The following is a 24,174-nucleotide window of genomic DNA, read 5'->3' as shown; positions in this document are numbered from 1 at the left end:
GTCCACTTTAACCAGCGCACGGCTCGATGAAAACCGATAAGATCGCTGCAACCTGTCAGGAAAACTCACAGATCATGAGCCGCGACCTTCCTCCCCTCAACGCCCTGCGTGCCTTCGAAAGCACCGCCCGACTTGGCAGCGTCAGTCAGGCCGCCGAACAGCTGAACGTGACGCACGGTGCTGTCAGTCGCCAATTGAAAGTGCTTGAAGAGCACTTGGGTGTAAGCCTGTTCAGCAAGGACGGACGAGGCTTGAAACTCACAGATGCAGGCATTCGGTTACGCGATGTGAGTGGCGAAGCATTCGATCGATTGCGCGGCGTATGTGTCGAGCTGAGCAAGGGCAGCGCAGACGCGCCATTCGTGTTGGGATGTTCCGGCAGCCTGCTGGCGCGCTGGTTCATACCGCGTTTGAGCCGTCTTAATGCCGAGTTGCCAGACCTGCGCCTGCACCTGTCGGCAGGTGAAGGCGACCTTGATCCGCGCCGGCCCGGTCTGGATGCATTGCTGGTATTCGCCGAGCCGCCGTGGCCTGCAGACATGCAGGTTTTCGAACTGGCGAGCGAACGAATCGGGCCGGTCTTGAGCCCACGCTTCGCGCGATTCGAAAGTCTGCGCGATGCACCCGCCGCAGCAATGCTCAAAGAATCACTGTTGCAAACCACCTCACGTCCGCAAGCCTGGCCAAGCTGGGCGCAGCACAACGGCATCGATCCGCAGTCATTGCGTTACGGGCAGGGTTTCGAGCATTTGTATTATTTGCTGGAGGCGGCCGTGGCGGGCCTTGGCATTGCAATTGCGCCCGAGCCTCTGGTCATCGATGACCTGAAGGCCGGTCGCCTGGCTGCGCCTTGGGGGTTTAGTGAAACCCCGGCGCAGCTGGCGCTTTGGGTACCCAGACGTGCGGCCGATGGACGGGCGCGACAGCTTGCTCAGTGGTTGAAAAATGAGCTGAAGCGGTCTGAGGACCCGATCAGAATCTGATCAGTTACCACGCTTGAACAGCATGTAGGCAGTGATCAGGCCAATGGCACCTACCGCAACACCAGCGGTGGTCCAAGGGTGCTCCTGAGCATAGTCACGAGTTGCCAGTGCATTTTCGCGGGTTTTCTCTTTAACGTCTTCGTAGACATCGCTGAGCAGGCTGCGCGAATGGCTCAGTGCGCTTTCAGCGTTGGCTTTCAGATTTTTCAGTGTCTTGCGCGACTCGTCGGTAGCGTCGGCTTTCAGGCCCTCGAGGGACTTCAGGAGGCTCTCGATCTCAGCTTCCATACTCTGCAACGAGGCTTTGCGAAGTGACGTAGTAGCCATGGTGTTTCTCCTGCAATGATGAGTGGGCGTGTTGTTTCCGACTCCGGGCTTTTTGGAAAGTGCGATGGGATTTTTGCAAAGCGCTGAACTTTTGCGCGCGTTCTCCTGACAGAAGCAGGGAGCGCGGTCTATATCGCGTCTTTTCCAGACCTTCAGGAGAACTGCCATGACCGATCATCACACGTACAAAAAAGTTGAAATCGTAGGCTCTTCCACTACCACTATCGAAGACGCCATCAACAACGCCCTGGCCGAAGCCAGCAAAAGCCTCGACCTGATGGAATGGTTTGAGGTGACCGAAACCCGCGGCCATATCGAAAACGGCAAAGTCGCGCATTTCCAGGTCACCTTGAAAGTCGGCTTCCGCATTACCAATAGCTGATGCCCTTCTGAACCTTTCGGCTGGCCGATTGCCATAACCTGCGCTACACACACACTGATATGACCACACGGTTGATGTGTGGGCGTGGGGGTTTTCAATGGGCGCCTGTTCCGATGGCGTCTTCATTTGGCCGGACGAGAGGGATTACCCATGAAGAAGTTTTTGTTGGCTGTAGGCTTGCTGAGCATTGCAGGTACTGCCCTCGCGGCAGGCAAGCCATGTGAAGAGTTGAAAAGTGAAATCGACGCTAGACTCCAGGCGAAGGGCGTAACGTCCTACACGCTGGAAGTGGTCGAGAAAGGCAGCGCGTCCGACAAGCAAGTCGTCGGCACCTGCGAAGGCGGCACCAAGGAAGTCGTTTACCAGCGCGGTTGATTGCCAGCCGGGCCTGACTCAGGTCGGTTCGCCCGGCTAATCCCGTTTGCAGGTTTCAAAAACAGCATCGCCCCGGACTGTCATCCAGTCCGGGGCGATGCTGTTTTTGAAGCCCGCGTTGTGACCCGAAAGGTTGCTATCAGCCTTGTGCGACCTGCGCCAGAATCTCGTAGGACCGCAGCCTGTCCTCGTGCTCATACATGTCGCACGTGAAGATCAGTTCATCGGCATCGGTCTGTTCAAGCAGCACATCCAGTTTGGCGCGGATCTTGTCCGGGCCGCCAACCATCGCCAGCCCCAGGAAGCTCGCCACCGCTTCACGTTCATGCGGCAGCCACAGGCCGTCCATGGATTCGACCGGTGGGCGCTGCATCAGACTGTGCCCGCGCATCAGCGCCAGGATGCGCTGGTAAACAGATGTCGCGAGGTATTCGGCGTGCTCGTCGGTGTCTGCTGCGGACAGCGGAACGCCGAGCATCACGTAGGGTTTGTCGAGCACGGCCGATGGCTGGAAGTGATTGCGGTACACGCGAATCGCCTCATGCATATAACGCGGCGCAAAATGCGACGCGAAGGCATACGGCAAACCGCGCATGCCTGCCAGTTGAGCACTGAACAGGCTCGAGCCCAGTAGCCAGATCGGCACGTTGGTGTCTGAGCCAGGAACAGCGATCACTTTTTGATCAGGCGTACGCGGCCCCAGATATTCCATCAGCTCGGTGACGTCATCCGGAAAATCTTCGGCGCTGCCGGAGCGTTCGCGGCGCAAGGCGCGAGCGGTCATCTGATCGGAACCCGGCGCGCGACCCAGCCCCAGATCAATCCGACCGGGATACAGGCTGGCCAGCGTGCCGAACTGCTCGGCAACCACCAGTGGTGCATGGTTGGGCAGCATGATCCCGCCAGCCCCGACACGAATGGTCGACGTGCCGCCTGCCAGGTAGGCGAGCAGCACCGCGGTCGCTGAACTGGCGATGCCGTCCATGTTGTGGTGCTCGGCTACCCAGAAGCGGTTGTAACCCAGCTTTTCAACATGCTGGGCAAGGTTGAGCGAGTTGCGAAGGGAATCGGCGGGCCCTTTGTCGTGGCGCACCGGCACCAGATCAAGGGTGGAAATTTTTACATCTGCCAGACGTTTCATAGGCCGGGGTAGCTCCTCGAATTGTGATGGGCTGGCTGCTAGAGCTGCCCACGATGAAACAGCAGTGCGGGCGCAAGTCTGGCTTTTCAATGGCAGGCGGATAAAAACCTACTTAAACGCTTGGTCTTTCCGACGGTTGAACTTTCCAGAGCCGTCTATCCTCAGAACCTTGTAACAGCATTGATCCAAATTCATCTCAAGAAGGAGCCACCATGAGCATCGTCAAGAAAGCATCCGCCCACTGGGAAGGTGATCTGAAAAACGGTATCGGCAGCATTTCCACGGAAACCGGCGTGTTGAAAGAAGCGCCTTACGGCTTCAAGGCTCGTTTTGAAGGCGGTAAAGGCACCAACCCTGAAGAATTGATCGGCGCGGCCCACGCAGGCTGCTTCTCGATGGCATTGTCCATGATTCTGGGCGGTGCAGGCCTGACTGCTGAGAGCATCGACACTCAGGCTGACGTGACGCTTAACCAGATTGAAGGCGGTTTTGAAATCAGCGCTGTGCATTTGACCCTAAAGGCCAAAGTGCCAGGCGCAACGCAGGAGAAGTTCGACGAACTGACCAAGCAAGCCAAAGAAGGCTGCCCGGTTTCCAAGGTGCTGAACGCCAAGATCACTCTGGATGCTACGTTGTTGAGCTGATCCACAGCGAGCTTTGCGGGAGCGCCTTGTGCGCTCCTTCATCTCCTGTATAAAGCTGGCTTGCTTCATCGGTCATGCGTTCATTGGCGCATGGTTTGATTTTGATCAGGAGTCGAGCATGAAACGTTTTATTCTGGCAGTAACCTGCACCCTGCTGGCAACCAGCGCCCTGGCGGCGCCGAAATCCTGTGAAGAACTCAAGGATGAAATCGAAGCCAAGATCCAGGCCAACAACGTCACGTCCTACACGCTGGAAATTGTTAGCAACGAAGAGGCTTCCGATCCCAGCATGATCGTCGGCAGTTGCGACAACGGTACGAAAAAAATCATCTACCAGCTCAACGGTCGCTGATCAGATGCAGTGCACCCCGCCCTCTTCTTCCTCTTCGGCCACCACCTTGCGCTCTGCATCGTAAAGCCAGGCGTCGACACTGTTCGCCAGTGAGCGTACCTCCAGCACATAACGCTGCCCGGCAGCGAAGTGGTCGTAACGAACACTGACGTAACACGTGATCTCGGTGTACTCGTCGCCGATCATCCCCATGCCGCCCGACCGGTACTCATAGTCATAACGCACCTGTAACTCATGGCTGCCCGGCGTCACCTGAAAATAGCGCCCGTCGTAGGTGTTCTCGCCATCCAGCTTGTCGCCCATGATCAACTGGCCGGTGACGGTGCGCATCTCGACCCACACCATGTCCGGATTGACGGTGGGCAAGGGGCCGGCGCATCCGGCGAGGGTGGCTAGAGTGAGTGCGGTTATCAGTATCAGAAGACGGTTTGGCACCGAGGTGTACCTCTGTTTAAAAAGGTTTAGTGGCAACCGTTGACATGACCTGCTGTTGGCCATTCATCCAGTCTGCAGAAACTGCGCAGCGTGTTTCGGTCAAGCGTTGGATAACGGCAAAATCGCTTCTCAGGTTTCGTGAAAAGATTGGTTCATGATGAGCAATTCGATTTCGAAGCAATCGGATTTGTTCGAGATCAGCCGCGATCTTTGCTCGGTGGGCAGATACAGTGAAGCACTTTTCGAGGTTTGGAAAAAAGCGGTATAGATAAGGAGTCCAGATACGGCCTTCAAACCGTTTTGTGAACATTTTTTCCCAAAAGACGAATTTCAACTCCGCAATAACGGCCCCGGTTGTTCCACATTTCTGTCTGGCTCTTGCAAGCTCTTGTTTTGGCTTGAAAACCGGACCTGTAACATTGGGCAAGCTTTGTTCGAAGCCGGGACTCCAAGGCCACTCGGGGCCGTAAACCGAAGCGATTGCGTCTGCAACACCGTTACGAACAATCACCTCGCACAGGTGTAGCGGTGTAAGGAACGCTGCAGAGACGAGGGCGTTCCAGGCATACAAAGTGATGGCCTCATCAAGACCCCGGCCCACAGCGCGCGCTGCGTTCTCATACGTCGAAATCCGGGCAGAGGAAATGGACAATCTGATTGCCTTTGCGACCTCTAAAGCTGACATTGACGACAACTGCAAATCTCCCTATAGTCTGCCCACTTGCCGAGGGCCTAGCTGGCTTATGCCTCCCCCCACGGACAGATGATATAGCAATACCTAAAGCCCACCTGCACGGTGGGTTTTCTGTTTGTGTCTAATGAAAATAGCTTTTTACACGGGCGCACAGCTTGGTGCGTTCCAGCTCGTCCGTGGTTTGAGTCTCTGTAACCTTCAATCCTCATAACAGTTGCACATCCCCACTCCCCTCCTGCATAACATCACCGTACCCAAGCCACCAAAGCACTTCCTTCATGGCCACATTCTCCCTGCCACGCCTTCGACACCTGCCAGCGCTGACGGCCGTCACGCTGCTTGCCGGCTGCTCCAGCGTTTCTTACTACGGGCAGTTGGCTCAGGGGCAGTGGCAATTGCTGCAGGCTCGCGAACCGGTGGCGAAGATCGTCGCTGACCCGAAGCGGGATGCCGGGTTGCGTGAGCGTCTGGCCCGTTCACAGTTGGCACGGACGTTTGCCAGTGAGCATTTGCATCTGCCGGACAACAAGAGTTACCGCCTGTATTCGGACCTGGGCCGCCCTTATGTGGTGTGGAATGTGTTCGCGACGGATGAGTTCTCGCTGGAGCCTGTTACGCATTGTTTTCCGATTGCCGGCTGTGTCGCGTATCGCGGTTATTACAGCCCTGGCGGGGCGCGTGGTGAGGCGGCGTTGCAGCGTCAGGCGGGCAAGGATGTGTATTTGAGCGGTGTGGAAGCCTATTCGACACTGGGCTGGTTCAATGACCCGATTCTCAGTTCGATGATGGGCTGGGGAGATGAGCGTTTGGCGACGCTGATTTTTCATGAGTTGGCGCATCAGTGGTTTTATGTGAAAGACGACACCGAGTTCAACGAGTCCTACGCCAGCTTCGTCGAACAGGAAGGTACGCGGCAGTGGCGTGCGGCGCGGGGTTTGCCGCCGGAGAGTGTTTCGCAGTCCGCACGGCGTGACCAGTTTATCCGGTTGGTGCTCGACACTCGGGAGCGGCTCAAGGCGTTGTATCGTCAGCCGTTGTCGGCTGAGGTGATGCGCGCGCGCAAGGCTGAAGAGTTCGAGCGGTTGCGCAGTGACTACCGCAAGTTACGCGATGAACAATGGGCAGGCGACAAGCGTTTTGATGCCTGGATCAACAGCCCTATGAACAACGCCAAGCTGCTGCCATTTGGTCTTTATGATCAGTGGGTGCCAGCGTTTGCAGCGTTGTTCAGGCAGGTGAATGGCGATTGGGTGGCGTTTTTCAATGCCGTGGAAAAGCTGGGAGGGCTGCCGGTCGAGGCGCGCAAGGCGGCGTTGCAGCGGTTGATGCCCTGAGTACGATTATCGTTACTACGCTGCGCGTGGTAATGCCTTTCTGGACGCTCTGCGTCCGGTCTCGAGTGAGCGGCGCTGTGCAGATTTGTGACGCAGAGCGTCCCGGGATGCATTCCTACGCTGGAGCGCAGGAACGATAGTCAGGCCTTATCAAACCCCTCCGCCAGATGCTGATCCTTGAGCTTCACGTAGTTAGTGGCGCTGTACGGAAAAAAGGCGATTTCCTTGTCGGTTAATGCACGTACCTGTTTGACCGGACGACCAACGTACAGAAACCCGCTTTCCAGCACTTTGCCCGGTGGCACCAGGCTGCCTGCGCCGATGATGACCTCGTCTTCGACAACCGCGCCGTCCATGATGGTGGTGCCCATGCCGACCAGGATGCGGTTGCCGATTGTGCAGCCATGCAGCATGGCCTTATGGCCGATGGTCACTTCGTCGCCGATCAGCAGCGGGAAACCGTCCGGGTTGAAGGGGCCTGCGTGGGTGATGTGCAGCACGCTGCCGTCCTGCACACTGGTGCGGGCACCGATGCGGATGCGGTGCATGTCGCCGCGTATCACCGTCAGCGGCCAGACGGAGCTGTCGGCTCCGATTTCAACATCGCCGATAACCACCGCTGAATGGTCGACAAAGGCCCGTTCGCCGAGGGCTGGGGTGTGGTCCTGAAACTTGCGAATGGCCACGATAGGCTCCTTCTTTGGCAGTGATAGGCGTGCAGAGCGGGTTTGGTTGCTGCGGTCGGCGTCGATTGTAATTAAGATGGTTGGGTGTTTCTTCCAGCCAAGGTGCAAAACCGTGAGCGCGAACAACCCTCTTCTGCAATCGTACGACCTGCCACCCTTTTCGGCGATTCGTGCCGAACATGTCAAACCTGCTGTTGAAAAAATCCTGGCGGACAACCGTGCCGCGATTGCCGACATCCTCGCTAAACAGGGGTCGACACCGACCTGGGCCGGGCTGGTCCTGACGATGGACGAATTGAATGACCGCCTGGGCGCTGCCTGGAGCCCGGTCAGCCACCTGAACGCCGTGTGCAACAGCGCTGAGCTGCGCGAAGCGTATGAGTCGTGCCTGCCGGCGTTGAGCGCCTACTCCACCGAGATGGGCCAGAATCGCGCACTGTTTCAGGCCTATGAAGCGCTGGCCAACGGTCCTGAAGCCGCCACCTTCGACGTCGGTCAGAAGACCATTCTGGAGCAATCGCTGCGCGATTTTCGCCTGTCCGGCATCGATCTGCCGCCTGAACAGCAGAAGCGTTACGCCGAAGTGCAGAGCAAACTGTCGGAGCTGGGCAGCCAGTTTTCCAACCAGTTGCTCGATGCCACTCAGGCCTGGACCAAGCTGGTTACCGATGAGTCCGCCCTCGCCGGCCTGACCGATTCTGCCAAACAGCAGATGGCTGCCGCCGCCAAGGCCAAGGATCTGGAAGGCTACCTGATCACGCTGGAATTCCCGAGCTACTACGCGGTGATGACCTACGCCGAAGACCGCGCACTGCGTGAAGAAGTCTATGCGGCATACTGCACTCGCGCGTCGGATCAAGGCCCGGATGCGGGCAAGAACGACAATACCCCTGTCATGGAGCAGATCCTCGACCTGCGTCAGGAACTGGCGCAACTGCTTGGCTACGCGAACTTTGCCGAGCTGAGCCTGGCAACCAAGATGGCCGAGTCCAGCGATCAGGTGCTGAGCTTCCTGCGTGACCTGGCCAAGCGCAGCAAGCCTTTCGCGGCCCAGGATCTGGAGCAGCTCAAGGCCTACGCCGCCGAACAGGGTTGCCCGGATCTGCAAAGCTGGGACAGCGGTTTCTACGGCGAGAAGCTGCGCGAACAGCGCTATAGCGTTTCCCAGGAAATCCTGCGTGCCTACTTCCCCATCGATAAAGTGCTCGGCGGTCTGTTCGCTATCGTCCAGCGTCTGTACGGCATCGAGATTGCCGAGCAAAAAGGCTTCGACACCTGGCACCCGGATGTTCGTCTGTTCGAGATCAAGGAAAACGGCCAGCACGTCGGGCGTTTCTTCTTCGATCTGTATGCGCGCGCCAACAAGCGTGGCGGTGCCTGGATGGACGGCGCCCGTGATCGCCGTCGCACGGCTGAAGGCACACTGCAAAGCCCGGTGGCCAATCTGGTGTGCAACTTCACGCCTGCGGTCGCGGGCAAGCCTGCGCTGCTGACCCACGATGAAGTCACCACGCTGTTCCACGAATTCGGTCATGGCCTGCATCATCTGCTGACCCGCATCGATCATGCCGGCGTATCCGGTATCAACGGCGTGGCCTGGGACGCAGTCGAGTTGCCGAGCCAGTTCATGGAAAACTGGTGCTGGGAGCCCGAAGGCCTGGCGCTGATCTCCGGTCATTACGAAACCGGCGAGCCATTGCCGCAGGACCTGCTGGAGAAAATGCTCGCCGCCAAGAACTTCCAGTCCGGCCTGATGATGGTGCGTCAGCTGGAGTTCTCGCTGTTCGACTTTGAATTGCACGCCACCCACGGCGACGGCCGCAGCGTGCTGGAGGTGCTGGAAGGCATTCGTGACGAGGTGTCGGTGATGCGTCCGCCTGCTTACAACCGTTTCCCGAACAGCTTCGCGCACATCTTCGCAGGTGGTTATGCCGCCGGTTATTACAGCTACAAGTGGGCCGAAGTGCTGTCTGCCGATGCGTTCTCGAAATTCGAGGAAGACGGTGTGCTCAACGCCGAAACCGGTCGCGCCTTCCGCGAAGCCATTCTGGCCCGTGGCGGTTCACAGGCACCGATGGTGCTGTTCGTCGACTTCCGCGGACGCGAGCCGTCGATTGACGCACTCTTGCGTCACAGTGGCTTGAGTGAGGATGCGGCAGCATGACCGATACACCGGTAATCATTACCAAGAAACGCTTCATCGCCGGGGCTGTTTGCCCGGCGTGCAGCGAGCCTGACAAGCTCATGATGTGGAGCGAAAACGACGTGCCGCACCGCGAATGCGTGGGTTGCGGCTACAGCGATACGCTCAACGAACAAGGTATTTCGATACCGAAGGAGCTGGGTACACGGGTCAACAAGGTGGTGGTCAAACCGGCAGACCCGAAGGTGCAGGGTGTGCAGTTTTTTCCGAATCCGAAGTTGAAGAAGCCGGTGGATTTGGGTTGATTGATCCATCGCTAAAAAGGGGCGTATAAAACGCCCCTTTGCGCAAGATAGAGGCTGAGGGTCTTCGCACGCACGGCTTTACTGGCTGGAAATTTTCAGTTTTACAAATGCGTTGACCAGACCCAGAACAAGTTCATTATCTGCCTGGCCAACACCTGCTACTCCGTCGACATCAGCACCGCTTTTAACGGTGTCGTAGGGCTTGCCTGATTCTGGTGTAGTAGCATAAGCCGTATGGGATAGTTCACCTTTTTGAGTAACTAAAATCTTGAGCCCAGGAAGCGTGTAGTCGGTGCCTACCGACTTATCAAGGTTCCAGAACTCCACCAAAACCTCAGGAACTCCATCACTTTCAAAATCGTCACTAGAAATTCTGATTTCATAATTAGCCATGTTCTCAATCCTCTTTTATTGATTGAGATGCCAGCACTGCGGACCTTTCCGGCACCTGTAAAAATTAAGGTTTTGCGCCAAGCCTAAGCCAGGCCTTACCAATCCGCCAGCTCAGCGACCTTCTTCCTGAACGCCAACGCCAGAACATGGAGCACTTCCTCATCCCTGCCCAGTTGGCCTCCTATTATTTCGTATCGTCCATGAGGATAAAGTTTTATCAGGGCATGTTCTTGAAGTTCATTATCCTCATAAAACTCAATGGCTATTACAGGATGGTTATGTCGCTTGGTATCTTCAGCCCACAACCGAATCTCGTACTTGACCATCACCCACCTCGTTTTCAGGTAAATGCGCCAGTACCCGCTAGCCGAGTTGGCGTTTCGCTACACTAGGCCTGACGAGAAAGTACGTCTACTGGCAGAAGTAACAGGTGGTTGTTTGTACAGGGAGGAACGTATCTAACGGCGGGCGGTAATAATGCTTATTAGTCTATTGCGGACACGCGGCAGGCGCCACGTGTCCGTCCATATATTGAAGTCTCAGCTTTCTGTCTGCAGCCTGCGTTTCTCTGCCAGACGGCTTCTGCCGTACAGCACCGCAATGGCGATCAGGGCAATGGCCTGTGCGCTCAGCGAGTACAGGTCGGCGTGGATACCCAGCCAGTCGAACTCGAAGAACGGCACGGGTCTAGTACCGAATATGCCCGCTTCCTGTAGCGCCTTGACGCCGTGACCGGCAAACACCACTGACAGCGCGCACAGCAGCGCAGCGTTGATACCGAAGAACAGCGACAGCGGCAGCTTCGCCGAACCGCGCAGGATGACCCATGCCAGGCCCACGAGCAGCACCAGCGCCGTGGCACCACCCGCCAGCACGGCATCGTGCCCGGCGGGTCCTGCCTGCAACCACAGGGTTTCATAGAACAGGATCACTTCGAACAGCTCGCGATACACCGAGAAGAACGCCAGCACCGCGAAGCCGAAACGACCACCGCCGCCGACCAGACTGCTTTTGACATAGTCCTGCCATGCGGCGGCATGACGACGGTCGTGCATCCACACACCAAGCCAGAGCACCATTACGCTGGCAAACAGCGCGGTGGCACCTTCCAGCAATTCACGCTGTGCGCCGCTGACGTCGATGACATAGGCCGCCAGTGCCCAGGTACCCAGCCCTGCCAGCAGCGCCAGACCCCAGCCGATGTTGACGCTGCGTACCGCAGACTGCTGGCCGGTATTGCGCAGAAACGCCAGAATCGCCGCCAGCACCAGAATCGCTTCCAGCCCTTCACGCAGCAGAATCAACAAGCCCGAAACGTAGCTCAGCGACAGGCTCAGACCATCGCTGCCCAACAGCCCCGCCGATTCCTTGAGCTTGCCTTTGGCCGCTTCCAGCTTTTGTGCAACCTGCGCCAGCGGCAGGCTATCCTGCAAGGACTGTCGGTAAGCCATCAGGCTTTTTTCAGTGTCCTTGCGCACATTGGCGTCTACGTTATCCAGCGAGCTTTCGACCAGTTCGAAACCTTCCAGATACGCTGCCACCGACAAATCATAGGCCTGCTCGCGATCACCGGCCTTGTAGGCAGCCAGGCTTTTGTCCAGCGTTACACTGGTGTAATCCAGCAGTTGCGCCGGGCCGCGCTGCACCTGTGGCGGCTGCGCGCGCTGGACACGAAAGGTTGCGCTGGCATCCGGCCCCTCGGCTGTCTGAACTTCGGCAGGTGTCTGACGAGCCAGGTCGGCGATGTTGAAGGTCTTGGCTGGGTTGGCAACCGGTTGCGCACTGAAGCTGGCGATATAGGTCGCGATGTCCCAGCGCTGGCGGTCGTCCAGCTGGTCGGCAAATGCGGGCATATCGGTACCGGCGATGCCCAGCCCGGTCGCGTTGTAGAGATCATAAAGACTCAGGCGATCCAGCCGTGCCGTGTCACGCAGGTTTGAGGGAGGCGGTTCCAGGCCGATGCCTGCCGGGCCATCACCTGCGCCGCTATCGCCATGACAGACCGAGCAATGTTGAGCGTAAAGGGGCGCACCACGGGCCGGGTCCGGAGTAATGGCCGGGGCCTGGCTGACTTCGTAGGCAAGTGCCAGCTTCGCACTCAACTGCCGCGCCTGACGAGCGACCTGCGCACCGTCCTGTCGACCCGCTACGGCGCTTTTCAGCTGCGTCACGGCCCGTTCCAGGTCAGCACGCTCTGCGCGTTGCGGCAGGGCCACGACGAGGCTTTGCAGCGCGGCCAGGTTGTCGACCTGCTGTTGATACTCGGCGCTATTCACGACCTTGCCATCCGCCACAGTGGCCGGATAGTCGGCACCCAGATAATCCAGCAGATGCAACGCCTGGGCTGCGCCCTCGACAGGATCAGCCAGCGTGACGCCGCTGCACAGCGCCAGTAGCGGTATCAGCAGCCAGGCAAGGAAACGAGAACGGAGGGGCATTGCAGAATCTCGACAGGAATGCGATGCGGTGCATTGTTAACGCCGCAAGAGCACTACTCAAGTGTCGAAGTCTGTTTTTGTTACAGAATCTTACATTCGGACTTCATATAGCCTTCGAACAGGACATTAGCCCGTTCAAAGGCTTGAAGAGGTCGACAGGTTTACGCTGTACCGCGATGCAGCGTGGCCAGAAACCCCGCAGCCCCTACGAACAGACTGGCAAACGTACGATTCAGGCGACGCTGCTGGCGAGGTGTCTTCAACATGCGCAGCACCTTCGACGCCAGCCCGGTGTAGCCGGCCATCACGATCAGATCGACCACGACCATGGTCGCCGCGATAATGGCGTACTGGATGAGCAGTGGAGCAGCCGGTTCGATGAATTGCGGCAAAATCGCCAGCATGAAGATCAGAGCCTTGGGGTTGCTGATATTGACCAGAAAACCGCGGATCACCAGCGTCATCGGTTTGCCGACAGGGCGCACGGCAGACTCGTCGCCAAGGTCAGCAGGCAATGCGCGCCATTGCTTGATGCCCAGATAGACCAGGTACGCCACGCCGAACCACTTGATCAACGTGAAGGCCATCTCGGAAGCTGCCAATACCGCGCCGAGCCCGGCAGCAACAATCGCGATCTGCGCCACCAACGCAATTTGCAGCCCCAGGGCATTCCAGTAGCCGCGCAGGAAACCGTATTGCAGGCCGCAGGACATGGAGGCGATAGCGCCTGCGCCAGGGGAAAGGCTGATAATCCAGCAGGCCGCAAAGAAGCCCAGCCACGTTTCAAGCGCCATCACGCACCTCAAGCAAAGTCGAATGCCCGATAAATTAGTGGTTAACGCTTTGGAAGGCTAACTATTTTTAATCCTGCTCGTCAGGCTGCTTCGCAACCACCATCTGTGGAAACAGATCACTGCCGCGCCAGCGCCGGACCGACTTCTGGAAGAACTGGCTGTTGGGCACCTGAACCAACGCGCCACCGGCTTCCGGGGGCTCGATCAGGGTGGTGAACATAAGATTGATAGCGACCACGCGACCTTTTACCCCGGGCTTGTCCAGCGTATCGACCAGCTCGACCATGTCACCGATGCGGAACGGGCCGATGGTGAAGATCAAAATGGCGCAGAGCAGGTTCGACAGCACGCTCCACATGGCGAAGAACGCCACCGCCGCGACGGCTACAAAGCCGGACAGTGCCGTCCACAGCACCGTGGCCGAAACTCCGAGGCGGCCGAGGACGAGAACAAACGCGCTGCCCATGATCAACCAGCGCAAGCCGCCACGCACCGGCACCAGCAGCTCTGGCGGCAACGGATAACGCTCGCCCAGACCGGTCAGAAAACCGCCCACGATGCGTTGCAATACGTAACCGGCCAACAGGATCAGCAGAATCTGCGCACCCACCAGCAGCGGTTCAAGCCAGTACGCGGATACCGGCAGGCCCAACATGTCCATCACTTCCCCGCCTCTCTCACGACAATGCTTCCAGCTCGGCCTGCATGGACTCCAGCAGTTCCAGCGCCTGCATCCAGGCGTCTTCCAGCTCGGACTCACGCACTTTCAGCTTGGCCTGCTCGGCCAGCAGGTCGCGCAGTTTGTCCTTGTTGGCCGCCTCGTAGTTGGTGCTGTCCGCCAGCGCTTCCTCGACCTTGGCGAGTTTTTCATTCACCAGCCCAAGGTCACGCTCCAGCTTGTCGGCTTCACGCTTGTGTGGCGCCAGTTGCTGACGCAAGGCCGCTGCCTGCTGACGTTGGGCTTTCTTGTCAGTCTTGTCGGCGTTGACTGGCGTGGTGCTGACCGGCGCGTTGCGCAGGCGGTAATCGGCCAGCCAGCGCGTGTAGTCATCCAGATCGCCGTCGAACTCCTGTACGCGGCCGTCAGCCACCAGCAGGAAGTCATCGGTGGTGCTCTTGAGCAAGTGCCGATCGTGAGACACCACCAGTACCGCGCCACCGAACTCCTGCAAGGCCATGGTCAGCGCCAGACGCATCTCCAGGTCGAGGTGGTTGGTCGGTTCATCGAGCAGCAACAGGTTAGGCTTTTCCCAGGCAATCAGCGCCAGCGCCAGACGCGCTTTCTCGCCACCGGAGAAATTCAGCACGGGCTCATCCAGACGTGCGCCACGGAAATCGAAGCCGCCGAGGAAGTCGCGCAGCGTCTGTTCACGCTCGGTCGGTGCCAGGCGCTGCAAGTGCAGCAACGGGGTCGCCTTGGCGTCCAGTGAGTCAAGCTGATGCTGGGCGAAGTAGCCGACGGTGAGGTTTTCGCCACGCACCAGCCGACCGCTTTGCGGCTCGAGCTCGCCGGCGAGGTTTTTGATCAGCGTCGACTTGCCTGCGCCGTTCGGACCCAGAAGGCCGATGCGTGCACCGGGCGTGAGTTGCAGCTTGACCTTCTCGAGGATGGTCTTGTCGCCGTAACCCAGACGCGCGTCTGACAGATCCAGCAACGGGCTGGAGATCTTGTCGGACTCACGGAAAACGAAGTTGAACGGCGAATCGACGTGCGCGGCGGACAGCTCTTCCATGCGCTCCAGTGCCTTGATCCGGCTCTGGGCCTGACGGGCCTTGGTGGCCTGGGCCTTGAAGCGCGCGATGTATTTTTCCATGTGCGCGCGTTGCGCCTGCTGCTTCTCGTAGGCCTGTTGCTGCTGGGCCAGACGTTCGGCACGAGCGCGCTCGAAAGCGCTGTAGCCGCCACGGTAAAGCGTGATCTTGCGTTGCTCGACATGGGCGATGTGATCGACCACAGCGTCCAGAAAATCCCGGTCGTGGGAAATCAGCAGCAAGGTGCCAGGGTAGCTTTTGAGCCAGTCTTCAAGCCAAAGAATGGCGTCCAGGTCCAAGTGGTTGGTCGGTTCGTCGAGCAGCAACAGGTCCGATGGGCACATCAGCGCTTGCGCGAGGTTCAGGCGCATACGCCAGCCGCCGGAGAAACTGCCGACCTGACGTTCCATCTGTTCGTTGGTGAAGCCCAACCCTGCCAGCAGCTTGCGTGCCCGCGCATCTGCGGTGTAACCGTCGGCGCTGTCGAGCTCCGAATGCAGACGCGCCTGAGCAGCGCCGTCCTGCGCGGCTTCCGCCTCGGCCAGCAGACGCTGAACCTCGCGCAGGCGCTCGTCGCCGTCGAGTACGTAGTCCACGCCCAGGCGCTCAAGGGTGTCGACCTCCTGACGCATATGCGCGATACGCCAGTCGGCGGGCAGCAGGCAGTCACCCGCATCGGGCGTCAGCTCGCCACGCAGCAAGGCGAACAGGCTGGATTTACCGGCGCCATTGGCACCGATCAGGCCGGCTTTATGGCCGGCGTGCAGGGTCAGCTCGGCGTCTTCTAGCAGACGTTGCGGACCACGCTGTAAGGTAAGGCTTTGAAGTCGAATCATAATGGCGGCGGAGTCTACCAGCTTCGTCCTGAACAGGTGGATCACTATGCCTTCAGCGCTCTGGAGTTTCACCCTCGATTTCTACGCCCGTCCGGGTGTAGAGCAGGCTTGTCTGACGCTGCAAGCCAACGGGGCCAACGTGTGCATGGTGCTTTGCGGGGTCTGGCTCGGCACGCGCGAAGTGGCGTGCAATGCGCAGCGATTAACGCAAATAAGGCAATTGGCGACACCCTGGCACGATGAAGTGGTGCGTCCGCTGCGGGATTTGCGTAACCAATGGCGCAATGCAGCGCTTGAGGACGCGGTGCTGATGACGTTGCGAATGAAGGTCAAGGCGCTGGAGCTGGAGGCCGAACAGAGTCTGATGCTGAAGCTTGAGGCACTGGCTGGAGACTGGCCAGCGGGTGAGGCGAGAAGTGCAGAGGAATGGCTGATCGAGCTCGCTGACGGAGAGGCAGAAAAAAACCGCGATGCGCTGCAGGTGCTGCGCATCGCGGTTGGACATGCCGTCGACCAGACTTAGGAAGCGCTGGTTGGCGTTGCGCCGTTGGCAGGTGTTGCCGGTGCAGCAGATGGCGCGGCAGGTGCAGGCGTCGTCGGCTTGGCAGCGGCAGCAGGCGCTGGCGTAGCCGGTTTGGCGGCGGTCGGCTTCGCTGCTGGCTTGGCCGCAGGTTTTGCGACAGGCTTGGCTGCTGCTTTCACAGGTGCCTTGACTGGTGCTTTGGTCGCGGCCTTCGCGGGCGCTTTTACCGGGGCTTTGGCCGCTGGTTTAGCTACCGGAGTTTTTGCTGCTGCTGGTTTGGCAGCGCTGCTTGCCGTCGTTTTGGCGACAGGTGCCTTGGCCGCAGCCGCTTTGGCAGCCGGCCGGGTGGCGGCAGGTTTAGCCGTAACTGGCTTGGCGGCGGCTGTTTTTGCCGCGGCAGGCTTGGCTGCTGCCGCTGCCCGGGTGGCAGGTTTGGCGGCAGCTTTGACCGGGGCCTTGGTTGCCGCAGGTTTGGCTGCAGGCTTGGCGACCGACGAAGGCTTGGCAGCAGTTTTGGCGACTGGCTTGGCAGCGGCCGCTTTTACTGCGGTTTTTGCAGGTGCTTTTGCTGTAGCGGCAGTCGCTGCTTTGGTGGCGGCTTTAGGGGCAGCAGGCTTGGCATTGCGAGTGGTGAGGATCTTGCCGACCGCCTCTTTCACGCGACCGATACCCTGGGCCAGCTTCAGGCTCTCTTGGGCATCGCGCTTGAGGTGCAGAATGTAGGTGCGGGTTTCGGTCTGGCGATCCTTGAGAGCATCGAGCAACTCTTCCAGCTCGGAAACGGCGTCTTTGGCCTTGGCCTGTGCCTTGGATTTTCCGGCGGTGGCAGCGTCCTGCAGTTTGATGCGGGAGTTGTGCAGTTTTTCCTGCGCCTTGCCGCGTTGTTTCTCAAGCTTGGCGAGCAGTTTCTCGGCATCAGCCAAGGCTTGGGAACAGGCGTCTTCCAGATGTTCAAGCAAGCTGCCCGATAATTGTTGAAGCAAATGCAACGGAGTATTTACTGGCTTCTTTTTGGCCGACATGACTTACCTCCTGGGTGACGAAATTGCGGCTCATACTAGGCTTCTGCGCGCATCGCCGCTAGCGCATCTTGACAGCATCCAGGGGGCGCTGTTGCATACTGCAAAAAATGATTGCCTGACACGATGCACAGGCATTGTGAAATTCACTTGGCAAGACTCGTCACTACACGCGCTGGCGCTGGCATAATCGCTGCCTTCCCAGGCCGGAGAGCATTAATGTCGCGCTACCTGTTAACGTCGTTGTTCCTCTTGCTACCCCTGGCTCAAGCTGCCGAAGCACCACCTGCGGCGGCCGATGATGGTCATGATCTCGCCTACAGCCTGGGTGCAAGCCTGGGTGAACGCTTGCATCAGGAAGTCCCTGACCTTGATCTGAAGGCACTTGTCGACGGTCTGAAACAGGCTTATCAGGGCAAGCCGCTGGCACTCAAGCAGGAGCGTATCGACCAGGTCCTGCGTGAGCATGACGCCGCAATCGCGCAGGCCGAGACCGCAGGCACAGACGCGCCTACCGAAGCAGCCCTGAAGGCAGAGCGCACGTTCATGGACAGCGAGAAGGCCAAGCCGGGTGTGAAGGTATTGGCGGACGGGATTCTCATGACCGAGCTGACACCTGGCACGGGGCCCAAACCTGATGCCAATGGCAGGGTTGAAGTGCGCTATGTGGGTCGTTTGCCGGACGGCACGATCTTCGATCAGAGCACCCAGCCGCAATGGTTCCGGCTCGACAGCGTGATCAGCGGCTGGACCAGCGCATTGCAGACGATGCCGACCGGCGCGAAATGGCGACTGGTGATTCCTTCGGATCAAGCCTACGGCGCTGAGGGTGCTGGCGACCTGATCGATCCGTTCACTCCGCTGGTATTTGAAATCGAGCTGATTGCCGTTTCACAGTAAGCGGATGTAAATCCGGAATCCAGAAACGCGAAAGGGTGCAAAAGCACCCTTGGCGGTTTGTAGCCTCTGCACGCGAGCGGTCACACCTGCGCGGCGATCTCTTCCTTGTGGGAGTTGTGCAGCACTTCAATCAGGCAGTCTTCCAGCTCGAAGCGCTCGTGCAGCAGTTGCCCCAGCTGGTTGAATTCCTTGGCCACCACCGTAGCGTCCGAGCAGTCGCCCTTGTCGCAACGATCATTGAACGTCAACGCGAACTTGGTAATGACGTCCAGGCGCGGGTAGATCGTGTCAGCCAGCTCGAGCCCACGCTCGTCGTTGAACGCGCGGGCTTCATCACCCAGCTGTTCATAGACCTCAAAGTGGCCGGCCGATACGTAATCGACAAGAACTCCACAGAAGTTCTGCAAGCCTTCACGGTCGGCTGCCAGAGCCTGGGGCGTGTCGCCCAGCGCATCGTAGGCTTCGACCAGTTCGAGGCGGCTTTGAAGCCAGCGATCAATCAGCTTATTGACTCCGCCCCAGCGTTCCTGAGCATTCTGACAACTTTCCAGCATGGTCTTCTCTCTTCCCTTCAGGGGCATGCAGTCCTGGGCCGGTCCTGGCGGTTAGCCTGTACCTGGCCTGATAGATGCGCCAGGACAGCATATTTCCAGTGACGCGTGCGGGCCAGATTATGCCCGCTCGACAAGGCCTTCAAGGTACGCAGGAGATAAAGTTCATACAAGCGTTTAATACCTGGCCCGATCTTTGGTCGCCAGCCAGTGGCTGAATTCGCTGAAAAGAGGATACAGGGGTAACAGCGCAAGGCCGGTAAATGCCAGCAGACTCCACTCCGGCAGGCTTATACCGAACAGGGTCCAGGTGATTTCTGCGCAAAACATTGCATCGCTTCGCAGCCGGTCAATGCACATGTCCAGTGAGAGCAGGCTTAACAGATGCTCCAGTCTGGTAATGAAAGGTATCAATTGATCTGCCGAGGCGGTTTGCAGCCATACCTGAGCGCCTGCCGTAACAAGCCCTGTCAGCGCGATCAGCAGAAAGCCCAGGCTGTAGCGCCGCATGCCTGTCGGGCCGGGAGCGTGGCAGGCAGCGCACAATGCCAACACACCGCAGGCGATGATTGCCGCGCGTTGTATCAGGCAAAGGACGCAAGGGTCGAGGCCGAAGGTTTGCTGCAGATAAAAGGCGGTGCCAATGATTGATGCACAGGCCAGCGATGCCAGGAAAAACAGGAAGCGTGTGCGAGCCAGATACATGGCAAATCCGTAACAAAGGACGAGGCGATTACGGTAGAGGAAAGGGTGCGGCGCATTCAAGGTGGCGGCGTGCGGATACGTCGCTGTTTACCTGGGAAAACAAACACACTACTACGTGGTTCTTTTACACATCGGCGTAGGAAGATTCTCACGCACTATTTTCTGATGGTCTTCGAGACAGCATGGAGAGCCCTCGCACGGGGCTCTCCGGCAGCTTTATGCTTTGGTCAGCACAGGCACAGGGCGCGACAGGAAGCGTTCGTCGAGCAGGCCCAGGCCTTCCTGAAACAGCGTATTGCTGCGATCTGTCTCACCCAGTTGGGCCAGCAGACGAGCCAGCTCTGCGCAGGTCTCGGGATTGCGTTCCAGACGCAGGCTGCTCTCCAGATAATCCCGCGCCTTGCCCCACAATCGGCCTTGCAGGCAGATACGCCCCAGGCTCAGCAACAGGCTTGGATCGGCAGGATGATGCTTGAGCCAGCCTTCTGCCGTTTGCAGTTGCTTCAGCGGATCGCTGCCGCGCACCAGGCCATACAGACGCGCCAGATGGCTGTTGTATTCGCGCTTGAGGGCGCTACGCAGCACCTCTTCAGCCTGAGCTTCGGCGCCCAGACGACGCAATTGATCGGCATACGCCAGCACCAGTTGCGGCTCCTGACGCTGTGCGGAGCCGAGTCCTTGCCAGGCGCTTTCCAGCGAAGGCAACCCGGTGGGTGAGCCTTCGATACCATCGCGGTAGGCCGCCAGGGTCAGGTTCTCGCCCCAGGCGCGGCGCTCCAGCTCGGCAAGCTCCTTGGCTGGCAGGACCTTGTCCTTGCGCAGTTCCGGCATCAGACGGACAACATCGGACCAGTCGCCACGTTGCTGATAGAGCCGTTGCAACTGGCGAAGCACCTGAGGGTTATGTGGATGACGCTCTTTCATTGCCAGCAGCGTGGTGAGCGCACCTTCGGTGTCGCCACGATCCTGTTGCAGTTGAGCGTGATTCAGGGCAATTGCCAGCTCGGCTTGCGGCTGACGCTCCAGCGCACGCTCCAGCAAGGCATCGCAGTCTTCGTAACGCCCCTGCTCATTAGCCGCGCGGGCGGCGCCAATGTAGTAAAGCAATGGATGGGCATCGGCTTCGGCCGCCCGTTGCAGATGACGTTGTGCGCTGGCCCAGCGTCCTTCGGCAAGGTCCATCTGGCCATGCTCGATAGCCAGTTGCACACGGCGACGGCGGTTACGACGCGACCATGGGTTGACCACGCGGCCTGACGTCGTCAGCAGCGTGATGACCAGCCTGAGAAGGGCGATCACCAGCAGAACTGCGACCAGCAATGCCAGCGTTGCCCATAGACTCGATTCATAGCGGAAGTTCTGATAGGCGATCAGCACGTAGCCGGAATGCTCGGCGATGGCGACACCAATCAGCGCCGCAGCAGCGATAGCGATGAATAACAGCACATAAAAGCGCTTCATCGGCTGGTCCCCTGTTGCGCCTCGGCTGGCTGGCCCGCGGCATGACGGCGTTCAAGGTAGGCCTGCACCGAGCTCAGGCTCTGCGCAAGATCAGGGGTCTTGACCGACACAGGCTGATTGGCCAGCGCCTCAAGCCCTTGGGCGAGCACTTTGCTCTGAGGGTCGTCCTGATCGAAGTTGGCCTTCAAAACGCTCTGTGCTTCGGTGATGGCCTTGGTATAGACCTGCGGCTCGCCGTTGAGCGCCGCCCATTGCGCTTGCTCCAGCGCCAGGCTCAGGGCAAGGCGCACTTGGGAAAGGCTCTGGCCTGCCAATACCGGGCGTATATCCTTGTCGGCGTTGAAATCGATACGGAAGTAGTGGGAAATTTCGTCCCACCACTGCGTCCACCGGCTTTGTTCAGTCTTGTCGGCGGTCAGGCCCAGAAGAGACTCGCCCTTGTCTTCGTATTCAGGTGCCAGCTTATTGAGCTGCTCAGCCTGTTCGCGTAGGGCGGCCAATTGCAGGAACAGTCCGGTGCGGTCTGGCTGCTCGACGCTGCGCAAGGCGGCAAGGCTCTTGGCCAGTTGCTCGCGGGCGGCAAAGGAGCCGGGATCGTCCTGCTCACGTAGAATTTCGTCGGCACCCTGAACCAGCGCCTGAGCACTGTTGATGTCCTGCAGCGCTGAAAGACGCAGGCTGGCCAGACGCAGCAAATGCTCGGCCTCGGCCAGGCGCCAGTCCTTGCGGCTTGCGCCCAGCACGGTTTCGAGTCGCTGGCTGAGACGCTGCTGATCGCCCTGCAATTGCGCGACCAGCCGTCTGCTGTCTGCCAACTGATCGGCAGGCGGGAATTGCGCAAGGCGTGCGCTCAGCTGCTGATCATTCTGAGCCAGTACCAGCGTCTGCTCGGCGATATCTTCAACCTGGCCGCGCTGCTGTTGGTGGCCGGCTTGCAGCATGCGCAGTTGCCAGACTCCCCAGCCTGCGACCGCGACACCAGCGATACCGAGCAGCAAGGCCAGGAATACCAGGCCACTGCTGCGGCTGCCGGTGCGCTCGGCACGTACTGGGTCAGGCTTGGGTGCAGGCGTTTTCAACACCGATTCTTCGTCTTTAGGCAAGGCTGTTTCGCTCACGTATCCCATCCTTTGCATTTTGGCGTAATAGCGTAAACGACAAGTGTCGATCATTACGCCTTGACGGCAGGCTGAGGTTGATCCCGCAACGCTGCCAGCAATGCCGTGGCGCTGGCGCCACGACAATCAATAACGGTCCGGGCTCCAGCTGCCTGCGCAATGCTGGCCACCCGGGGGCTTGGTACGAACAGTGGCAAATCGGCCAGGTCTGGCCAAGAATCACCCGCCAGCTGAAGCAAATGTTCAAAACCCTGCCCACTGCTGACCACCAGCCCGTTCAAGCGTTCCACCGCAACACGTTGCGGCACGGCGTCGGGGGCATGCTGCGGCAGGTAGCGACGATACAACGGCAGGTAGTCAACTCCCACCCCCAACGCGCGCAATTGCTCGGCCAACAGTTCGCGTCCTTCGTCGCCGCGCATGATCAGCACACGGCTTCCCGGTACGGCAATCGCCTGTTTCAAGCGCGGCAACTCGAGCAAGGCTTCGCTGTCATCGCCCTGCTCCGGCCAGCTCGCATCGAGCCCGTAATCAAGCAGTATCTGCCCGGTTGCTGAACCCACACTGAACCAGGGTTGCATGGGTGGCTGTGGCCACACTTCGTCGATCAGCTCGATGGCCAGCCGCGCCGCAGGTTTGCTGACCACGATCACTGCACAATAATTGAGCAGCTCGAAAATGATCGAACGCTGTGCAGGCGTCAAGGGCAATGGCTCGGTCTCGAGCAAAGGCAGGCTGCTGCTGAAGATACCGGCCTCGGCCAGCACTTTTGCCAGCGCTGCCGATTCTTCGGCCGGGCGGGTCAGCAACAGGCGCCAGGTGCTCATTCGTTGTTGGCCTCGCCATACACCGCTTTCAGAATGTCGGCGGCACCCTGCGCCAGCAGTGCTTCGGCCACCTGCACACCCAGCGCCTGGGCGGATGTCTGTGGCGCGCGGGCTTCGGCGTGCAGCAATACACTCCCGGCCGGGTCGCCCACCAGTCCGCGCAACCAGACGTCATCGCCTTCCAACACGGCGTAACAGGCGATAGGCACCTGGCAGCCACCGTTGAGGTGTTTGTTCAGCGAGCGTTCGGCAATCACGCGCACGGCGGTGTCTTCGTGATGCAGAGGTGCAAGCAAGGCATGAATTTCGGCATCGACGCTGCGGCATTCGATACCCACCGCGCCCTGCCCGCCCGCAGGCAGGCTGTCGTCGACGCTGATTGCCGAGGTGATACGATTTTCAAAGCCCAGGCGGATCAGGCCCGCAGCGGCAAGAATGATGGCGTCGTACTCGCCGGCATCGAGCTTGGCCAGGCGCGTATTGACGTTGCCACGCAGGAAGCGGATCTGCAGATCGGGGCGGCGTGCCAGCAATTGCGCCTGACGGCGCAGGCTGGAGGTGCCGACGATGCTGCCAGCTGGCAGTTCGTCCAGGCTGGCAAAGGTGTTGGACACGAACGCATCGCGTGGGTCTTCGCGCTCGCAGATGCAGAACAGGCCCAGGCCTTGTGGAAAGTCCATCGGCACGTCTTTCATCGAATGCACGGCGATATCGGCGTTGTCTTCCAGAAGCGCTGTTTCCAGCTCCTTGACGAACAGACCTTTGCCGCCGATTTTCGACAGTGGGGAGTCGAGCAGCTTGTCACCACGACTGACCATGGGCACCAGCGTCACGAGCAGGCCGGGATGAGCCTGTTCGAGACGGGCCTTTACGTATTCTGCCTGCCAGAGTGCCAGCGCACTTTTGCGCGTGGCGATGCGGATTTCGCGAGAGGACATTGAACAATCCGTACTGAGTGAATGCGACGGATAATAACAGCTCAATCCCGGTCAGGGCGGCTTCGGCGCTGATTGAAACTTGCGTCAGACACTGAGCCGATCAATCAATCGGCAGTGG

28 protein-coding genes are annotated in these 24,174 nt (G+C 59.1%); 10 read left to right on the top strand and 18 right to left on the bottom strand.

Going from position 1 to position 24,174, the window contains the following annotated elements:
• Window positions 1-26: 26 nt before the first annotated feature.
• A complete protein-coding gene (locus RYC18_RS08115; RefSeq protein ID WP_316885044.1) occupies window positions 27-983 on the top strand; it encodes a LysR family transcriptional regulator in 957 nt (318 codons plus the stop codon).
• On the opposite strand, the gene RYC18_RS08110 is transcribed toward RYC18_RS08115, so the two are convergent.
• Entirely contained in the window at window positions 984-1,310 is a 327-nt protein-coding gene (locus RYC18_RS08110) for a YqjD family protein (RefSeq protein WP_002551349.1), read from the bottom strand.
• 166 nt (window positions 1,311-1,476) lie between these two features.
• Here RYC18_RS08110 and RYC18_RS08105 point away from each other — a divergent pair, with 166 nt between their 5' ends.
• Window positions 1,477-1,692 carry a dodecin gene (locus RYC18_RS08105; RefSeq protein WP_002551350.1) on the top strand — a complete coding sequence of 72 codons (216 nt, stop codon included), beginning with the start codon at window positions 1,477-1,479 and terminating at the stop codon, window positions 1,690-1,692.
• 150 nt (window positions 1,693-1,842) lie between these two features.
• Window positions 1,843-2,067: a DUF1161 domain-containing protein gene (locus RYC18_RS08100; protein ID WP_002551351.1), complete on the top strand. Its 225-nt coding sequence runs from the start codon at window positions 1,843-1,845 to the stop codon at window positions 2,065-2,067.
• A 139-nt stretch (window positions 2,068-2,206) separates the two neighbouring features.
• Here the strand turns inward: RYC18_RS08100 and RYC18_RS08095 are convergent, their stop codons facing one another.
• The gene (locus tag RYC18_RS08095) at window positions 2,207-3,208 is read right to left on the bottom strand and encodes an LLM class flavin-dependent oxidoreductase (RefSeq protein ID WP_316885037.1); all 1,002 of its coding nucleotides are present in this window, start codon (window positions 3,206-3,208) and stop codon (window positions 2,207-2,209) included.
• Window positions 3,209-3,420: 212 nt separating this feature from the next.
• On the opposite strand from RYC18_RS08095, the gene RYC18_RS08090 reads away from it, so the two are divergent.
• Complete coding sequence (locus RYC18_RS08090) at window positions 3,421-3,852, top strand: OsmC family protein (RefSeq protein WP_002551353.1); 432 nt, start codon at window positions 3,421-3,423, stop codon at window positions 3,850-3,852.
• Window positions 3,853-3,970: 118 nt separating this feature from the next.
• The gene (locus tag RYC18_RS08085) at window positions 3,971-4,204 is read left to right on the top strand and encodes a DUF1161 domain-containing protein (RefSeq protein ID WP_011167298.1); all 234 of its coding nucleotides are present in this window, start codon (window positions 3,971-3,973) and stop codon (window positions 4,202-4,204) included.
• Here the strand turns inward: RYC18_RS08085 and RYC18_RS08080 are convergent, their stop codons facing one another.
• Both RYC18_RS08080 and RYC18_RS08075 read right to left on the bottom strand, forming a co-directional pair.
• Window positions 4,205-4,570 (bottom strand): hypothetical protein, encoded by a 366-nt coding sequence (locus tag RYC18_RS08080; protein WP_316886131.1) that lies wholly within the window; start codon window positions 4,568-4,570, stop codon window positions 4,205-4,207. It lies immediately after the preceding gene.
• An 85-nt stretch (window positions 4,571-4,655) separates the two neighbouring features.
• Window positions 4,656-5,324 carry a hypothetical protein gene (locus tag RYC18_RS08075; protein WP_054994651.1) on the bottom strand — a complete coding sequence of 223 codons (669 nt, stop codon included), beginning with the start codon at window positions 5,322-5,324 and terminating at the stop codon, window positions 4,656-4,658.
• A 287-nt stretch (window positions 5,325-5,611) separates the two neighbouring features.
• Here RYC18_RS08075 and RYC18_RS08070 point away from each other — a divergent pair, with 287 nt between their 5' ends.
• Window positions 5,612-6,667: an aminopeptidase gene (locus RYC18_RS08070; protein ID WP_316885030.1), complete on the top strand. Its 1,056-nt coding sequence runs from the start codon at window positions 5,612-5,614 to the stop codon at window positions 6,665-6,667.
• A 140-nt stretch (window positions 6,668-6,807) separates the two neighbouring features.
• Here RYC18_RS08070 and RYC18_RS08065 read toward each other — a convergent pair whose 3' ends face one another.
• A complete protein-coding gene (locus RYC18_RS08065; RefSeq protein ID WP_002551357.1) occupies window positions 6,808-7,353 on the bottom strand; it encodes a gamma carbonic anhydrase family protein in 546 nt (181 codons plus the stop codon).
• 112 nt (window positions 7,354-7,465) lie between these two features.
• Here RYC18_RS08065 and prlC point away from each other — a divergent pair, with 112 nt between their 5' ends.
• Window positions 7,466-9,517: an oligopeptidase A gene (prlC, locus tag RYC18_RS08060; RefSeq protein WP_316885028.1), complete on the top strand. Its 2,052-nt coding sequence runs from the start codon at window positions 7,466-7,468 to the stop codon at window positions 9,515-9,517.
• The gene (locus RYC18_RS08055) at window positions 9,514-9,801 is read left to right on the top strand and encodes a YheV family putative zinc ribbon protein (RefSeq protein ID WP_005743922.1); all 288 of its coding nucleotides are present in this window, start codon (window positions 9,514-9,516) and stop codon (window positions 9,799-9,801) included. The genes prlC and RYC18_RS08055 overlap by 4 nt, the downstream gene beginning before the upstream one ends.
• A gap of 78 nt (window positions 9,802-9,879) precedes the next feature.
• Here RYC18_RS08055 and RYC18_RS08050 read toward each other — a convergent pair whose 3' ends face one another.
• The 6 genes from RYC18_RS08050 to abc-f all read right to left on the bottom strand — a co-directional run bounded on the left by RYC18_RS08050 (window position 9,880) and on the right by abc-f (window position 16,014).
• A complete protein-coding gene (locus RYC18_RS08050) occupies window positions 9,880-10,194 on the bottom strand; it encodes a hypothetical protein (RefSeq protein ID WP_057405712.1) in 315 nt (104 codons plus the stop codon).
• A 95-nt stretch (window positions 10,195-10,289) separates the two neighbouring features.
• The gene (locus RYC18_RS08045; protein ID WP_005743920.1) at window positions 10,290-10,520 is read right to left on the bottom strand and encodes a hypothetical protein; all 231 of its coding nucleotides are present in this window, start codon (window positions 10,518-10,520) and stop codon (window positions 10,290-10,292) included.
• A gap of 213 nt (window positions 10,521-10,733) precedes the next feature.
• The gene (locus tag RYC18_RS08040) at window positions 10,734-12,632 is read right to left on the bottom strand and encodes a cytochrome c/FTR1 family iron permease (protein ID WP_316885022.1); all 1,899 of its coding nucleotides are present in this window, start codon (window positions 12,630-12,632) and stop codon (window positions 10,734-10,736) included.
• 161 nt (window positions 12,633-12,793) lie between these two features.
• Entirely contained in the window at window positions 12,794-13,426 is a 633-nt protein-coding gene (locus RYC18_RS08035; RefSeq protein ID WP_002551362.1) for a LysE family transporter, read from the bottom strand.
• Between the two features lie 67 nt (window positions 13,427-13,493).
• Window positions 13,494-14,087 (bottom strand): mechanosensitive ion channel family protein, encoded by a 594-nt coding sequence (locus RYC18_RS08030; protein ID WP_316885018.1) that lies wholly within the window; start codon window positions 14,085-14,087, stop codon window positions 13,494-13,496.
• A 16-nt stretch (window positions 14,088-14,103) separates the two neighbouring features.
• A complete protein-coding gene (gene abc-f / locus RYC18_RS08025) occupies window positions 14,104-16,014 on the bottom strand; it encodes a ribosomal protection-like ABC-F family protein (protein ID WP_005743916.1) in 1,911 nt (636 codons plus the stop codon).
• 46 nt (window positions 16,015-16,060) lie between these two features.
• Between abc-f and RYC18_RS08020 the strand changes: the two genes are divergently transcribed.
• A complete protein-coding gene (locus RYC18_RS08020) occupies window positions 16,061-16,537 on the top strand; it encodes a TIGR02444 family protein (protein ID WP_316885015.1) in 477 nt (158 codons plus the stop codon).
• Here RYC18_RS08020 and RYC18_RS08015 read toward each other — a convergent pair.
• On the bottom strand, window positions 16,534-17,559 hold the full coding sequence (locus RYC18_RS08015) for an AlgP family protein (RefSeq protein ID WP_316885013.1): 1,026 nt from the start codon (window positions 17,557-17,559) through the stop codon (window positions 16,534-16,536). The two genes, RYC18_RS08020 and RYC18_RS08015, sit on opposite strands and share 4 nt — an antisense overlap.
• Window positions 17,560-17,775: 216 nt before the next feature.
• Between RYC18_RS08015 and RYC18_RS08010 the strand changes: the two genes are divergently transcribed.
• Window positions 17,776-18,456 (top strand): FKBP-type peptidyl-prolyl cis-trans isomerase, encoded by a 681-nt coding sequence (locus RYC18_RS08010; RefSeq protein WP_002551367.1) that lies wholly within the window; start codon window positions 17,776-17,778, stop codon window positions 18,454-18,456.
• 80 nt (window positions 18,457-18,536) lie between these two features.
• Here RYC18_RS08010 and RYC18_RS08005 read toward each other — a convergent pair whose 3' ends face one another.
• The 6 genes from RYC18_RS08005 to hemC form a co-directional block, all read right to left on the bottom strand.
• A complete protein-coding gene (locus RYC18_RS08005; RefSeq protein ID WP_002551368.1) occupies window positions 18,537-19,010 on the bottom strand; it encodes an Rsd/AlgQ family anti-sigma factor in 474 nt (157 codons plus the stop codon).
• A gap of 174 nt (window positions 19,011-19,184) precedes the next feature.
• Window positions 19,185-19,712, bottom strand: a complete 528-nt coding sequence (locus RYC18_RS08000; RefSeq protein ID WP_005732781.1) for a disulfide bond formation protein B — start codon at window positions 19,710-19,712, stop codon at window positions 19,185-19,187.
• 216 nt (window positions 19,713-19,928) lie between these two features.
• Window positions 19,929-21,173 carry a heme biosynthesis protein HemY gene (locus RYC18_RS07995; protein ID WP_004667181.1) on the bottom strand — a complete coding sequence of 415 codons (1,245 nt, stop codon included), beginning with the start codon at window positions 21,171-21,173 and terminating at the stop codon, window positions 19,929-19,931.
• The gene (locus tag RYC18_RS07990; RefSeq protein ID WP_004662896.1) at window positions 21,170-22,291 is read right to left on the bottom strand and encodes a uroporphyrinogen-III C-methyltransferase; all 1,122 of its coding nucleotides are present in this window, start codon (window positions 22,289-22,291) and stop codon (window positions 21,170-21,172) included. The genes RYC18_RS07995 and RYC18_RS07990 overlap by 4 nt, the downstream gene beginning before the upstream one ends.
• 53 nt (window positions 22,292-22,344) lie before the next feature.
• Window positions 22,345-23,118, bottom strand: a complete 774-nt coding sequence (locus RYC18_RS07985) for a uroporphyrinogen-III synthase (protein ID WP_002551372.1) — start codon at window positions 23,116-23,118, stop codon at window positions 22,345-22,347.
• Window positions 23,115-24,056, bottom strand: coding sequence for a hydroxymethylbilane synthase (gene hemC, locus RYC18_RS07980; protein ID WP_002551373.1), 942 nt, complete (start codon window positions 24,054-24,056; stop codon window positions 23,115-23,117). The genes RYC18_RS07985 and hemC overlap by 4 nt, the downstream gene beginning before the upstream one ends.
• Between the last annotated feature and the right edge of the window lie 118 nt (window positions 24,057-24,174).

This window comes from Pseudomonas syringae group sp. 247E2 (genome assembly GCF_032587795.1).
Lineage (GTDB): Bacteria > Pseudomonadota > Gammaproteobacteria > Pseudomonadales > Pseudomonadaceae > Aquipseudomonas > Aquipseudomonas amygdali.
The sequence above is the reverse complement of the archived record's forward strand: the minus strand, read 5'-3'. Positions and strand labels throughout refer to the sequence as shown.